Origin of the sequence: Metabacillus herbersteinensis, from assembly GCF_042433335.1 — a bacterium.
Classification (GTDB): domain Bacteria; phylum Bacillota; class Bacilli; order Bacillales; family Bacillaceae; genus Metabacillus; species Metabacillus herbersteinensis.
The window spans coordinates 580,398-595,923 of sequence record NZ_JBHLVO010000001.1 but is presented as its reverse complement, the minus strand read 5'-3'; the positions used below and the strand labels follow the sequence as shown (position 1 = coordinate 595,923).

At 37.8% G+C, this 15,526-nt stretch carries 12 protein-coding genes; 10 read left to right on the top strand and 2 right to left on the bottom strand.

Going from position 1 to position 15,526, the window contains the following annotated elements; all coding sequences use genetic code 11:
- The first annotated feature begins 134 nt into the window (after positions 1-134).
- The 3 genes from nirB (at position 135) to ACFFIX_RS02905 (ending at position 3,291) form a co-directional block, all read left to right on the top strand.
- On the top strand, positions 135-2,549 hold the full coding sequence (gene nirB / locus ACFFIX_RS02915; protein WP_378930293.1) for a nitrite reductase large subunit NirB: 2,415 nt from the start codon (positions 135-137) through the stop codon (positions 2,547-2,549).
- A gap of 76 nt (positions 2,550-2,625) precedes the next feature.
- On the top strand, positions 2,626-2,955 hold the full coding sequence (gene nirD, locus ACFFIX_RS02910; RefSeq protein ID WP_378930291.1) for a nitrite reductase small subunit NirD: 330 nt from the start codon (positions 2,626-2,628) through the stop codon (positions 2,953-2,955).
- Positions 2,956-3,042: 87 nt separating this feature from the next.
- Entirely contained in the window at positions 3,043-3,291 is a 249-nt protein-coding gene (locus ACFFIX_RS02905; protein WP_378930289.1) for a hypothetical protein, read from the top strand.
- A gap of 253 nt (positions 3,292-3,544) precedes the next feature.
- On the opposite strand, the gene ACFFIX_RS02900 is transcribed toward ACFFIX_RS02905, so the two are convergent.
- Entirely contained in the window at positions 3,545-4,054 is a 510-nt protein-coding gene (locus ACFFIX_RS02900) for a DUF2798 domain-containing protein (RefSeq protein WP_378930287.1), read from the bottom strand.
- 175 nt (positions 4,055-4,229) lie between these two features.
- Positions 4,230-4,790, bottom strand: a complete 561-nt coding sequence (locus ACFFIX_RS02895) for a TetR/AcrR family transcriptional regulator (RefSeq protein WP_378930285.1) — start codon at positions 4,788-4,790, stop codon at positions 4,230-4,232.
- 264 nt (positions 4,791-5,054) lie between these two features.
- Here ACFFIX_RS02895 and ACFFIX_RS02890 point away from each other — a divergent pair, with 264 nt between their 5' ends.
- The 7 genes from ACFFIX_RS02890 (at position 5,055) to ACFFIX_RS02860 (ending at position 15,511) form a co-directional block, all read left to right on the top strand.
- Positions 5,055-7,643: a rhamnogalacturonan lyase gene (locus tag ACFFIX_RS02890; protein WP_378930384.1), complete on the top strand. Its 2,589-nt coding sequence runs from the start codon at positions 5,055-5,057 to the stop codon at positions 7,641-7,643.
- A gap of 350 nt (positions 7,644-7,993) precedes the next feature.
- Positions 7,994-8,623, top strand: a complete 630-nt coding sequence (locus ACFFIX_RS02885) for a YesL family protein (protein WP_378930283.1) — start codon at positions 7,994-7,996, stop codon at positions 8,621-8,623.
- A 45-nt stretch (positions 8,624-8,668) separates the two neighbouring features.
- Entirely contained in the window at positions 8,669-10,432 is a 1,764-nt protein-coding gene (locus tag ACFFIX_RS02880) for a sensor histidine kinase (protein ID WP_378930281.1), read from the top strand.
- A gap of 12 nt (positions 10,433-10,444) precedes the next feature.
- Positions 10,445-11,974, top strand: coding sequence for a response regulator transcription factor (locus ACFFIX_RS02875; RefSeq protein ID WP_378930382.1), 1,530 nt, complete (start codon positions 10,445-10,447; stop codon positions 11,972-11,974).
- 348 nt (positions 11,975-12,322) lie between these two features.
- The gene (locus ACFFIX_RS02870) at positions 12,323-13,627 is read left to right on the top strand and encodes an ABC transporter substrate-binding protein (protein ID WP_378930279.1); all 1,305 of its coding nucleotides are present in this window, start codon (positions 12,323-12,325) and stop codon (positions 13,625-13,627) included.
- A gap of 68 nt (positions 13,628-13,695) precedes the next feature.
- Positions 13,696-14,610 carry a carbohydrate ABC transporter permease gene (locus ACFFIX_RS02865; RefSeq protein ID WP_378930380.1) on the top strand — a complete coding sequence of 305 codons (915 nt, stop codon included), beginning with the start codon at positions 13,696-13,698 and terminating at the stop codon, positions 14,608-14,610.
- Between the two features lie 4 nt (positions 14,611-14,614).
- Positions 14,615-15,511, top strand: a complete 897-nt coding sequence (locus ACFFIX_RS02860) for a carbohydrate ABC transporter permease (RefSeq protein ID WP_378930277.1) — start codon at positions 14,615-14,617, stop codon at positions 15,509-15,511.
- Positions 15,512-15,526 lie beyond the last annotated feature (15 nt).

Sequence of the window (15,526 nt, the reverse complement as noted above, 5' to 3'; positions counted from 1 at the left end):
TGCCTTTTTTTTATGGATAAAAAGGGTGCCTGTTCTTTAAAGATAAAATGATGTTAGAAAACCTGACATGAATGTAAACTTTTTCACTTTACCGTGATATGGTATAAGAAACTTTCTAAGGGGAGGAACACAGGGTGATTAAAAAGAAGCTTGTTCTTGTAGGAAATGGGATGGCCGGTGTTAGAGCGATTGAAGAAATTTTAAACGTTTCAGAGGAATTATTCGAGATAACAATTTTTGGGAGTGAACCACATCCTAACTATAATAGAATCCTATTATCAAAGGTGTTACAAGGTGACACTAAGATAAAAGATATTACGCTAAATGACTGGGAATGGTATGAGGAAAACAATATTACCCTTTATACAGGAGAAACCGTAACGAAAATTAACCCTGAGATGAAGGTTGTCATATCTGATAATGGAAGAGTTATACCATATGATGAAGTGATCATTGCAACAGGATCAGTTCCATTTATGCTTCCACTACCGGGCGCTGATAAACAAGGTGTAACGGCATTCCGTGATATTAAGGATACTGACGTTATGGTAGAAGCGTCAAAAAAGTATAAAAAGGCGGCTGTTATTGGTGGTGGCCTACTCGGTTTAGAAGCAGCACGTGGCTTATTGAATCTAGGAATGGATGTCTCTGTTATTCATATCGCACCAACGTTAATGGAACGCCAGCTTGATGAAACAGCAGGTAGGCTTTTGCAAAAGGAATTAGAAACTCAAGGGATGAAATTTCTACTTGAAAAGAGCACGGAAGAAATTTACGGGACAAACCGAGTAGAAGGATTGAAGTTTAAGGATGGGACACATCTTGAAGCTGATTTAGTTGTCATGGCGGTTGGGATTAAACCGAATATTGAATTAGCGAAAGAAAGTGGATTATCCGTAAACAGAGGAATTATCGTAAATGACTTTTTACAAACAGATCTTCCGCATGTGTACTCTGTTGGTGAGTGTGCAGAACATAATGGAATCCCGTATGGCCTTGTTGCCCCTTTATATGAACAAGCAAAGGTACTGGCTAGTCACATCTGTGGGCAAGAAACGGCACCATATAAAGGTTCGGTATTATCTACTCAATTAAAAGTATCAGGTGTTGAAGTTTTTTCAGCGGGTGACTTTACTGAGGGAGAAGATAAAAAGGCACTTAAAATATTTGATGAACAAGATGGAATTTATAAAAAGATCGTTTTTAAGGGAAGTAAAATTGTCGGCGCTGTTTTATTCGGAGACAGTAAGGAAGGAAATCGACTGTTTTCTATGATTAAAAAACAAGCAGATATTTCAGATACAGAAAAAATAAGCATTTTGCAGCCAATTGGGGAGGAAGCAGGAGCTAGCTTAGTTGCTTCGATGAGTGCTGATGAAATGATCTGTGGATGTAACGGGGTTTCAAAAGGTGCAATTATTCAAGCCATTCAGGAAAAAGGCTGTACGTCTGTAGATGCAATTAAAGCTTGTACTAGTGCATCTCGTTCATGTGGTGGGTGTAAACCATTAGTGGCAGATGTGTTGCAGCTCACACTTGGAACTGAATTTGATGCCACTGTTCAAAAAGAGGCGATTTGTGAATGTACGACTTTATCAAGAGATGAAGTGGTCGAAGGAATTAAAGAGAAAGGCTTAACACATGTAAGAGAAGTCATGAATGTTTTAGGATGGAAAACTGAGGAAGGTTGTTCCAAGTGTCGTCCTGCTCTTAACTATTATTTAGGAATGGTACACCCAACAGAATATGAAGATGAAAGAGAATCGCGCTTTGTCAATGAGTGTATGCATGCCAACATTCAAAAAGATGGTACGTATTCTGTTGTACCTAGGATGTACGGTGGTGTAACAAATTCAAAGGATTTACGACGTATTGCAGATGTTGTGGATAAATATGAAATTCCATTAGTGAAGGTAACTGGTGGGCAGCGTATTGACTTGTTTGGAGTGAAAAAGTCTGATTTACCAAGGGTGTGGCAGGATCTCGACATGCCTTCTGGCTATGCATACGGAAAATCACTTCGTACTGTCAAAACATGTGTTGGTGAGCAATTCTGTCGCTTTGGAACACAGGATTCAATGGGCCTAGGTATTAGATTAGAAAAGAAATTTGAAGGTTTACAAACTCCTCATAAAGTGAAAATGGCTGTATCTGCATGTCCTAGAAGCTGTGCAGAATCCGGTTTCAAAGATATTGGATTTATTGGAATTGAGGGTAGCTGGGAAATCTATGTTGGTGGAAATGGCGGTACTCATGTACGTGGTGGAGACTTATTATACAAAGTAAAAACAGATCAAGAGGCAATGGAGATTACCGGCGCATATCTACAATATTACCGTGAAACGGCTAATTATTTAGAACGTACATCAGCTTGGGTAGATCGTGTTGGTTTAGCTCATGTCCAAGAAGTACTTGATGACAATAATAAGCGCAAAGAGTTAAATGCTCGAATGGATGATGCGTTATCTGTTTATAAGGATCCTTGGAAAGAAATTATTGAGAACGAGAAAACAACAAAAGAACTATTTGAAACAGTTGGAATGTCTTAATCTCTAAAACTAATCTAAAAATCGGCTTTTTTCAAGGTATACACTTAGATAACAGAATATTTTGTCAAGGAGGAACATGGACATGAAAGAGATAACAAAAACAAAGGTGTATGTTGGTACACTTTCGGAACTACCGGAGCGAGTCGGTAAAACTGTTCAAGTAGAAAAGGATACAGAAGTTGCAGTATTTAAACTTTCAAATGGAAAAATCAAAGCTGTGGAAAATAAGTGTCCTCATAAAGGCGGAGTCTTAAGTGAAGGGATTGTTAGTGGAGAACATGTTTTTTGCCCAATGCATGACTGGAAGATTTGCCTCGAGGATGGCAAGGTTCAAGAACCAGACTTTGGCTGTGTCAAAACCTATGAAACGATAGTTGAAGAAGGAGAAGTATTTCTCTTACTTTAACAAAGTTATAGCATAGAAAAGCTACGAATGAGCACGCTAATAATTGGTTGTATGTTCCTAAATAATTAGTACTGGAGGCTCTTGCATATGGAAGAACAAAACCAGCAGTATAAATTACACCAAGCGCAGCAGGATGTTCAAGATGCACATCAGCAATTACAAAGGGAAAATCAAAAGTTATTGGCAGCTCAACAACTTGTGCAAACGGAAACCCAACAGCTGTTACAAGCACAGCAACTGGTGAAAAAAGAACAAGAAGACGTTTTAAAGGCACAACAAAAAATCCAACAGGCACAAGCTACGGCGATGAACTATCAAAACCAACCTCTGCAATAAGATGGAATCTTTTCTATTACAATATTTCTAAAAAGGATAGTCAATTTTTATACCCATAGCTAAGTTAAAAGGCAGTTTTTATTTAAAGTCAAGGTTAGGATTAAATAACTTGATAACAAAGAAGTAATATATAATGTCGCACATTATATAAGGTAAAATAGAAGGATAGATAAAAGCAGAATTTTACCAGCTTTATCTATCCTTTTTTGTACTTTATGGTGTTAAAAATATGCATTTCTTTCGTTAAACAATGTTATTTTATCATCATCGCTGCATAATTTTTATGATCTTGATAAGCATGTAATTTTACCATCACAAATCTTGCAATTGGCTGAATAACTAAACTCTCAGCTAGAAGTACGATTAAGAAATTTCTTGGCCAATTCGATAAAAAGCTGCTAAATGTTTCTGAACTAATACCGTTTCCTACGATATCACCAATAAGTGTCATGCACAATGACATTCCAAATACAGTGAATACGATGCGGAATAAAATCTTTGCATTAAAGCTATCTGTTTGTTCAGTAAATGTTCTAACTAATTTTTCTGCAATAGGACCTACAATGAGTGGCTCAAGGATCATCGCAATAATCCACATAATCGGCAGCGTTTTTAGTATAACTAATGCAACTTCTCCATTAAATTCCCCTAAAGCTAGAATGATACTCAGTGTCGTCATAAATAAAGCAGTAAGAAAACAAATGATACCGCCGTACAATGCACCCTCCTTACCGTTTCTTGGCAATCTTGTTTCTTGCTCCATGTTTTTCTTCCTTTCAAAAAAAGTATTTCAGATGATACCGATACATAATTTGGCACTTTAAAAGCATTTACATTACAAATCCTAAGGCAATATTTAATGCGGATTCACTAAAAAGTCCAACAAAGCCAGCTACTAAAAGAGAGGCCATTGTTTGATTTGATTATTTAGTGATTTATTAAAACTCCTTCAGTAAATTTGGTAATCCCTTCGAAATAATTTTTAGTGGATCACTTGTTTTATTGGTTAAACAAAGCATAATGCCACCTTCAATAGCAGCTGTCATCATTAGAGCAATTGAATTAGTTGTTTCTTTCGAAAAACCATCTGCTACTAACTTGTTCGAATAAATTTCTTGAATCTTTGTGAAAGAGAGAGCACATGCAGTTCTTACTGGTTCACTTAGTGATCCCATTTCGCTAACGATGCTGCTAAATGTATAACCAGTAATCATCCCTTCTCGATCAAATTGAACGACCAATTTCTCAATCATCGCTTGTGTAGCTGTTTGAGTAGATGGATAATGTTGAAAAATTTCTTTCATATCCGTTGTAATTTCGTCATTCAATGAATGAAGACAGGTGATGAGTAATTCTTCTTTTCCGTTTGGAAAGTGGTGATAAAGCGAACCTTTTGAAATGTTACATGCTTTTAATATTTCGTTTAATCCTACACCCAAATATCCTTTTTGCTGGAAAAGAGTTGTCGCGATGTCGATTATCAGCGATTTTGTATCCATTCCCAAGTAAACCCCCTCCATACCAACCAGTCTGTTTTTAACTATATCAAAAATTTTTTTTATAAGTCAATCTTTTTTAACTCTCTAACTGTATTGTATTTCGTAATTTAGACACAATTATTGGTGTATCCTCCTAATATTAAGAAAACACTGTTTTTTATTAAAAGATAACTGTTTTTTAAATAGTAAAATTCTGAATAGTCGAATTATAATAGGTAAGTATTAATGAAAGGGCTTACAAAAACCAAGGAAGGTGATTCGATTATGTACTTGAAGAAAAATACTTCGTTTACAAAAAAGGCACTAACCGCTGCAGTAGCGATACCGTTGCTTTTAACATCTGTTATTGGTGCAATTCCCGCAGATGCTAAGAAAAACAATGAAGTAAGAAAAACTGAAAGTGTTCAGCTTGAATATCTAGACAGAGGCTTGGTTGCAGTATCGACATCTCAGGGGTCATTCCTTAGCTGGAGACTCTTGGCCAATGAAGCTTCAGGATACTCCGAGAATGGTTTAACAGGTGTGAACTTCAACGTTTACCGAGATGGGAAAAAAATTGCTACAGTTGAAGACAGCACCAACTTTCTGGACAAAGAAGGCAATGCTGCTTCTGAGTATTATGTAAGTGCTGTAAAGAACGGAAAAGAAATCGACCAAAGTGCAGCTGTAAGTACCTGGGATAATCAATATTATGATCTACCGCTTAAGAAGCCATCAGACGGGGTTACACCTTCAGGTGAGAGCTATACATATTCCGCTAATGACATGAGTGTTGGAGATGTGGATGGAGACGGTCAATATGAATACTTTGTTAAATGGGATCCGTCAAACTCAAAGGATGTATCGCAAAAGGGCTACACAGGAAATGTATATATCGACTGCTATAAGTTCGATGGAACGCTTCTTTACAGAATAGACTTAGGCGTAAATATAAGAGCAGGTGCACACTATACACAAATGATGGTGTATGACTTTGATGGAGATGGAAAAGCTGAGTCCATGTTTAAAACAGCACCTGGATCAAAAATAATAAAATATGATAAACAAGGCAATGTGACCTCAGAAAAGTACATTACAATGCCAAAGGAAGATCTTGATAAAGGTTTTAGCAATGAGGATGATTACCGCATGAGCGCGGGTGATTATCATAACCATATGGTTGATATGTTCATGGGTTGGCATGAGCACGAGGAGGTTGTAAACGGAAATTGGCCTGAGACTCTTGAAGAAGCTTTTGGAATTGAGAAAAAGTATACGTATCCATTATCTAAAGAAGATGCTGAAAGTTTAGCAAACTACTTCATAGATGAATATGCACCGGGCAGAAGCACCAGGAACGAGCTCAGAACTTTTGAGGGATTCATAGTTGATGGTCCTGAGTATTTATCAGTGTTTGAAGGTGCTACTGGTGATGAATTGGAGACCATCCATTATAAACAGGAACGCCATGATGATGGGTTGATGTGGGGAGATTATGCGATGTCGAGGATCGAGCCTGGCAATCGCGTCGACCGTTTCCTTGCCGGAGTAGCTTACCTTGACGGTAAAAAGCCATATGCTGTTTTTGCAAGAGGTTATTATACAAGGTCAAGTCTTGTTACTTACAGCTGGGACGGCAAACATCTCAAGGAGAATTGGAGTGTAGACAGCGGTTGGACACCAATGAGTAATCCGTTTAACGATAGCCCTCATGGGAGATCTGGAACGGATGAAGAGTTCGGTACTCTGACAACTCAAGGTGCACACTCTTTAAGCACAGCAGATGTAGATGGAGATGGAGATGGAAAGCAGGAAATTATCTACGGAGGAGCTACCATTGATCATGATGGCAGTTTGCTTTACAGTTCTATGGACACACTCCCAGAAGGTAGTGGTGATCCAGGGACAACAGCAAGGCTTGGACATGGTGATGCACTCCATGTAGCTGATATCGATCCGGACAGAAGTGGCTTGGAAATATTTATGGTCCATGAAGGTGGATCATGGGCGCCATACGGTTATTCTTTGCGTGACGCCAAGACAGGGGAAGTAATTTATGGAGGTTATACTGGAAAAGATACCGGAAGAGGTATGGTCGGAGATGTCGATCCTTCGCAAAGAGGTTTAGAAACATGGGCAGTGGGATTGTGGACGGCAGATGGTTCAAAAATCAGTGATTCGGCTCCAGGTACAAACATGAACATTAAGTGGTCAGCTGATATGACAACCCAATTTATTAACGGATCGGGAAATAATACGCCGACTATAGACGATTGGAAGAAAGGTAGATTGCTAACAGCTGACGACACAAGAACAAATAATGGTACAAAAGGTAATCCTTCATTGGTCGCTGATACTTTTGGAGACTGGCGGGAAGAGCTCCATGTTAGAAAGGCGGACAGTTCTGCTATTCGAATTTATCTCAGCACAGACGTTACGGATCGGAAGTTATATACGTTAATGCACGACGTTCAGTACAGGACAGGAATTGCATGGCAGAATACGACATATAACCAGCCTGCCTACCCAAGTTTTTACTTTGCTTCTGATACAGATTGGAGGGATGTTCCAACGCCTGAATTCTGGACTCCGGGTGTAATGTCCAAGTTGAAGAAACTGATGGACGAATATGAGGGAAGTGGCGAATTAAAGGGTTCTTTATTTTCTCAGTTAACCAATACTTATAAGCAGGCAGAACATCAGTTGGAAAAAGGTTCAACTCAAAAGGCAGTTAGGTTTATGGAAAAGTTTGTAACGCAAATTAATCAGAAAACAAACCACGGCGATATCTCACAAAAAGCCAAGAATAACCTCTCACACCATGCTAAAACTTTGTTAGAGATGTGGAATGGTGAAGAAAAAAAGCTTAAATAGTTACGATTCCTATACGTAAGGCTGGTTCCTTAAGAGCACTTGAAAAAGCTGAAGAAGAGGGCAATTATACAGAAAGATTAACACTTATCGAAGAATTCAAGGCCTAACGTTAATATGTAATCAGACAGGCTCTTACTATAATAAGAGAGTCTGTCCTTTTTTAAGTTAACACTAGAATGTTTATGTTTTTCAACAAAATGTTATAATTTTAGTGTAATTATTCTTCAACTATTCGCTCATCGTATCAATTAAATTATAAAATATAAAAAATATTAGTTTATTTAAAATTGAAAGCGCTCTAAAATAAACTAAATCACTTTTTAACTGATTGTATTGAAAGGGGGTCAATAATGTTTCACTTTGTTACAAATGGAGTTTACCGTTTCTGCGAGTGGGTTACCCGTTTGGCCTATCTTAATCTATTATGGATTGCATTTTCTCTGGCTGGTCTAGTGATATTCGGACTCATGCCATCTACTATCGCCATGTATACAGTTACAAGAAAGTGGGTAACTGAAGATCCAGATATCCCACTTTTTAAAACATTTTTTGAAGCATATAAAAAAGAGTTTAAAAAGGCGAATTTGTTCGGTCTGATCCTATTTGGCACTTCGGCATTATTTTATGTTAATTTTAGAATACTTGCTCTAATAAATGCAGAAGTATCTATTATAACCATGATATTTTTAAGTTTGCTGGCTGTTTTTGGAGTTCTGTTGCTTCTCGTTTTCCCGGTATATGTCCATTATGACATTCGGATGCTTCAGACATTTAAATACGCACTGCTGATTGGGTTGTCCCGTCCTCTGAACAGTATCGCAATGATAGCGGGGGCAATTGGTGTTGTATACCTTATTCTTCTGCATGTCACTCTCATCATCTTCTTTAGCGGAAGTTTGTTCTCGTTAATAATGACAGCGCTTGCTGTAAAGGCTTTCAAAAGTATAGAACAAAGTTATGAAAAGCGGCAGGCAGCGTAATCTAAAGGCAGGGGTATTGATCAGCAAAGGGGACCTGTAAACATCATGAAAAAAAATTGGTCCAATCTATCAAACTCCTATAAAAACTCAAAGATTAAAGTGAAGCTTTTCATTACAATTACCCTGATTATGATCGTTACTTTAGCTTTCGTATTAGCTGGATTGCAATGGTCGTTTGCTCTTTATGATGAGCAAATCTATATAAAGTCTTCGCAGGTTTTGATCATGTCCTCCAACAGCATAGAGGAGCAGCTTGAAAGAGTGGAGGAAGAAGTTAGTTTTAACATCGCTATGGATCCGCAAATACAAAGGAATTTAACTGAATTACAAGGTGATGTGACTGGGTACGATTTATATCGAATAAAAAGAGAAATAGTTGATGAACTAGCAAGCTATGTTGGTTCTGAGAAGTACATTCAATCTATCTACTTATTTGATTCGGATGGAAGGGAATATCTAGCCGGTTCTAGCAGTGAGCCCATGAATGAAGCGAAGAAATACATTTACCTCCAGGACGCGTCAAAGCTCGAAGGGAAAAACTATTGGGTTATAAAGGATGGATCGAATCGTTTCCTGAATTCGGGCCGACAGATACGTTCCTATGAAAATCTGAATTTCGAAAATATCGGTAAACTGTTGATTCGGGTTGATTTGGACAAAATTGTAAGTGATTTACCGAAAATAAATGGAGAAATTGCTGGAAACATAGTCATGTCAAATGGCAAAGATATATTTTATTCGGAGAAAGCAATAGATGACTTTAAAAAGTTTAATTTTTCAGCAGAGGAAGATGAAGGATATAAGATTGAGAATATTGATGGCGAAAGATATTTTGTCAATCATATAAAAACGTCCTATGAAGGCTGGACTTACTGGAGCTTTATCCCATTCGAACCCATGTTTGCAAAAATTACTGCTGCTAAATATTTATTTATTTTCCTGCTTATGTTAATGTTTGTCATACTCATTTCCCTTGGGTTTAATTTTTCAAAAAGAATCACCAACCCCATTGAAGACTTAGTTTCCGCATGCAAGCATATCCAAAAGGGGAATTTCAAAATAGTAGATTCATTGAATCCTTCTCTCGTCTATAAAGATGAAGTTGGCATTCTCTATCGTAATTTCAAGACAATGGTTGAACAAATTGAAGATCTTATTGAAGAAAATTATTCTAAGCAACTATTAATTAAGGAAACAGAGTTCAAAGCATTGCAGGCACAAATAAATCCGCATTTCTTGTACAATACGCTTGAATCGATCAATTGGCAGGCAAAAGCAAATCAGCAGCAACAAATTTCAAATATGGTAGAAGCTCTCGGTTATTTATTTAGGCACTCAATCAACTTTAAAGAAGATATTATCACTGTCGACAGAGAGTTAGAGATTGTAGAGAATTACGTAACAATCCAACAATATCGTTTTGAGGAACGGCTTATCTTTCATTTAGACATCCCTTCTGAGGTAATGCAGTGTAGTATTCCAAAGTTTACGCTACAGCCTCTCATTGAGAATGCAATCCAACATGCATTAGAACCAGCTATTGAATCGTGTGTGATTAAAATAACGGCTTATCAAAAAAAGGATCGTTTATTTCTCCGAGTTGAGGATAACGGTCCAGGGATAGACCCGTTACTTCTTGAAAAGTTGAGAGAAGGAAAAATACAAACGGCAGGCAACGGTATTGGCATGAAAAATATTGATGAGCGGATTAAACTTAGTTTTGGAGAGAAGTATGGCCTAAGGATTGAAAATCTTTCCGAAACAGGGACAGCAATAACGATAGTGTTGCCGTTTAAGCGAGGTGTTTAGATGATGTACAAGGTGTTATTGGCTGATGATGAAAGAATTATTTTAGAAGGAATATCAAAAGTAGTTGACTGGGAGTCCCTTAATACGGAGCTCGTTGATACAGCTAAGAACGGCTTAGAAGCGTATGAAAAAATCGTGCAGCATCAGCCTCATATTGTCATTAGTGATATAAAAATGCCGGGACTGGACGGACTGAGCCTGGTAAAAAAGGTTCATGAGGAGTTTCCTTCCATCCAGTTCATTCTTCTATCAGGGTTCAGCGAATTCGACTATGCAAGAACTGCGATGCAATACGGAGTCAAAAATTATTTGCTAAAGCCTTGTAATGAACTTAAAATCTCAGAAGCTCTTAATGAAGTCATCACGGAAATTAAATGCACAGAAGATCAAAAATGTTTTATTGATCATTTAAAGAAAGACCTGGACAAAGCCAAGCCTTATATTAAAGCTCAACTATTAACAGAACTTTTGTCTAGCAATAAAGATTTAGCTTACTATCAAAAGCTTATTGATGTTGAAATAAGTGATCAACAGGTAAAGCTGATCTTGTTCCAATTAGAAAGTGAATTTAGTTATGAGCATATACATGCGATTAAAAATATTGGATCTGAAATTTTCGGTACACCCATGTTAAATACAAATATTGGGGAATATGCTTTATTTCTTGTAGAGACTGATGGAGGAGCGGAAAAGTTACAGCAGCAAGTCAAGCAAATTCGGGATAGATTTTCTCAATTTTATAAGATAGACACAACGGTTGCTATAAGCGGGGGAGATTACGTTCGTAACGTGAGAAATCTTTATCTTGAAGCCTTGGAATGTTTAAAACACCGTTTCTATTTGGGAGAGGGAAGCATTATTACCAAAGCGGATATCACACGCGGTGAGCCTGACAGACAAAATGGTTTTGTCTTTGATGAGCAGCAAATGTCTATGCTAATTAAGTCAGGGAATGTCATTGATGTAAGTAGAGAGATTTCCGGCTTTTTTGAAAAGCTTATGGATTTACGCCTTGGGATTCCCATGACAAAATCCTATTGCATACAACTTTTCCTCGCAATTGTTCAAACGGGTAATTCAGAGCGCATGCAAATTTATTTGGACGGCATCTCCTCAATCATGCAAGTGGATACAGTCCAGCAAATGCATGAATATATTAAACAGGCAGCGGTTGAAATAACCCAGGATTATTTTGAGAGCTATAAAAGTAAGCAATCCACTGTCATTGGCAGAGTTATCAGCATTATGAATGAACACCTCGGGAATCCTGAATTGTCGTTAAAACTTGTAGCAGGTAAGATGCTTTATATGAATGCAGATTATCTAGGTAAATTATTCAAGCTAGAAACGGGGGAGCGGTTCTCATCCTACCTAACAAAACTTAGAATCGAAAAGGCGATCGAGCATATACAGGGTACGGAAGATGTGAAAATCGTAACTTTGGCAGAATTGATTGGTTTCGGGGATAATCCACAATATTTTAGTCAGGTTTTTAAAAAATACACAGGCTATACACCTACAGAATACAGAAGAGTTCCTTAAAGATTGGCCCATTAAATCGGAATGTCCAGACGGTATTTCGATTTAATGGGCCTGTTTTTTGATCTATCAATATTTTTATAAGGTTTAATAATAAGTATGCGTTTCGCAAGTCCAGCTCCGACGCACAGGACGTGCTAGTGCAATCATGGCGATTGACGTCGCGTTCTTGACTGCCAGCGCCTAGACCCTCGAGGTCATAAGTCTGAACAAGGCGCTTACGCTTTTTAATTAGACCGCTTACATAGTCCACTGTTTTTTACACATGAATGTCTGTTTTTTAAATTCATAATTTTCAATTAATGTTTAAAATATAAATTGTAAGCACTTTCAAAACAAGGGGGATAAAAAATGAGAAAGATCTACCTGGCATTATTATGTTTCATCCTGATGCTTTCGGTCGCTGCGTGCAGTTCAAGTACTGAGGAAACTAGCGGCGAAACAGATGGGTCAAAGGAAACTGAAAAAGTCACTTTGCGTATAGCTTGGTGGGGCGGACAGCCGCGTCATGATTATACAACGAAAATTATTGAAATGTATGAAGAAGCAAATCCAAATGTCAGTATTGAAGCTGAGTTTGCCAATTGGGATGACTACTGGAAGAGATTAGCCCCTATGGCAGCTGCTAACCAACTGCCAGACATTATCCAAATGGATACTGCATATTTGTCCCAATACGGTGAAAAAGGCCAGCTTGAAGATTTAACAAAGTATACCAAGGAAGGCCAAATTGATGTTAGTTCCATTGATGAAAATGCCATTTCCGGTGGCATGATCGATGATAAATTATATGGTTTTAATCTTGGTTCAAACGTTCTATCTGTCATTACAAATGATGAAATATTAGAGCAATCAGGTATAGAGATTGATGATGAAAATTGGACATGGGAAGACTTTGAAAAGATGACACTAGATGTTCAAAAGGCAACTGGAAAATACGGTACGAATGGAATGAATCCCCCAGATGTATTTTTTCCGTACTATTTAAGAACTCAAGGAGAGCGTTTTTATAGCGAAGATGGTACAGGTCTTGCTTATAAGGACGACAAGTTGTTCGTTGATTACTTTGAAAGACAGATTAGATTAGTAGATGCAAAGACGCTGCCAACTCCAGATACTCAGGCGCAAGTAAAAGGACTAGAAGATGACTTCATTGTCAAAGGAAATGCAGCTATGACATGGAACTATTCAAACCAATATCTAGGCTTCGCTCAGTTAACAGAAGCTCCACTGACAATCAATTTACCTCCAGAACAGGCAGAAGAAACAGCGCTATTCTTAAGACCAAGTATGTTCTTCTCAATTCCGAAGAGCTCAGCGCAAAAGGAAGAAGCAGCTAAATTTATTAACTTTTTCCTAAACGATATAGAAGCAAACAAACTGATTAAAGGTGACCGTGGTGTGCCAGTTTCTTCTAAAATAATCGAAGAAATCAAACCTGAATTAACTGAAGATGAAGCAAAGATAGTTGAATATGTGGAACGTGCTTCACAAAACTCAAGTAAAGCTGATCCTCCAGATCCACTAGGGAGCGCAGAAGTAATGAAAGCATTGAAAGATGTTTCAGATCAAATTCTGTTTAAGAAAATCTCGCCAGAAGATGGAGCAAAGAAATTTAGAGAACAAGCAGAAGAAATATTAGGAAAAAACAAGTAGTAGTTAATTAAAATTGAGTACGAAAACCTGTGAAAGTCAATAGTTTTCGTACTCTTCCCTATAAGCGAATGGAGTTGAGGTACATGAAACAGCGGACGGCAAGTGAGAATTTAGCAGGATATGCTTTTATATCTCCATTTATAATCGGCTTTATTGCCTTCACAATTATACCAATGGCCGTTTCTTTGTATTTATCTTTCACAAATTACGACTTGTTTACAACACCAACCTGGATTGGGTTGGATAACTTCAAAGAAATGTTCTTTGGTGATGAAAAGTTTTGGCAATCAATGAAAGTCACTTTTATCTATGTTATGGCTGGAGTGCCGCTTAGACTGACCTTTGCTTTATTGGTTGCGATGCTTCTAAACACAGCCTCGAGAGCCGTTGGGTTATACAGAACCCTATTTTACCTTCCTTCCATCATCGGAGGAAGCGTAGCCGTTGCGATTATGTGGCGCAATATTTTTGGTAACGATGGAACACTTAATGCTCTGTTATTTTTCTTTGGAATTGATGAGAAAATATTGTGGTACCAGGATCCAAATAAAGCATTGTGGACTCTTATTTTGCTCGCTGTTTGGCAATTTGGTTCCTCTATGCTGATTTTCTTAGCAGGTTTAAAAAGTATTCCGCCTTCCTTTTATGAAGCGGCAAATGTTGATGGGGCGAACCGAATTCAGATTTTCTTCAAAATTACTTTACCATTGTTAAGCCCGATTATTTTCTTTAACCTGGTCATGCAAACAATCGCTGCATTTATGACATTCACACCTGCTTATATTATCACCAAGGGTGAAGGCGGCCCTCTCGACGGAACACTTCTATACTCCTTATACATTTTCCAGAAAGCATTTAACTTCTTTCAAATGGGATATGCTTCCGCTATGGCATGGGTCATGCTGTTAATTGTAGGGTTGATGACATTAATTTTATTCAAAACATCTAAATACTGGGTTCATTACGAATCAAAGGAGGGCTAAGAAAATGAAGACGGTTGAAGAAACTTCCAGAACAGTCCTTACCAAACCGAAAGTGGCATTCACACCTCCACGGTTTAAAACTAAGAAACTAATTTATCATCTTTTTACAGGTGGCTTTGCTCTTCTAATGCTTTACCCGCTCATTTGGCTCCTGATGAGTTCGTTCAAGGAAAGCTCGCAGGTATTTATTACAGCGCATTCCTTGATTCCAGATCCGTTCATTCTAAGTAACTATGTTAAAGGATGGGAAGGAATTGCTGGTCAGTCATTCGGTGTATTTATTAAAAACTCTTTAATAATTGTTGGTTTGTCAACGATTGGAGCTGTCGTTTCTTCCGCATTTATTGCCTATGGGTTTGCTCGCATTAATTTTAAATGGAAAGCATTTTGGTTCGCGTGCATGATGGTGACAATGATGCTTCCCCACGAAATTGTGATGATCCCGCAATATATTATTTTTGCAAAGCTTGGCTGGTTGAACTCTATTAAGCCGATTGTCGTGCCGCAGTTTTTCGGTCATGCGTTTTTTATCTTCCTTATGGTTCAGTTCATCCGTAACATCCCTTTGGAGCTCGATGAAGCGGCGAGAATAGATGGATGTGGGAGGTTCAAAATTTTCTTTAAGATTATCCTGCCGTTAATTATTCCTGCACTTGCAACATCGGCAATCTTTTCTTTCTATTGGAAATGGGAGGATTTAATAAATCCTGTACTCTATTTAAACAGTCCAGATAAATATCCAGTCTCTCTGGCACTTAAATTATTTCTAGATTCGGAAACAGCTTCAAACTGGGGCGGGATGTTTGCCATGTCCGTTGTATCATTGATTCCAGTAATCTTAGTCTTCTTCATTTTCCAAAAGTATATTGTAGAGGGAATCAGCACAAGCGGATTAAAATAATCAAGGAGAAAATTT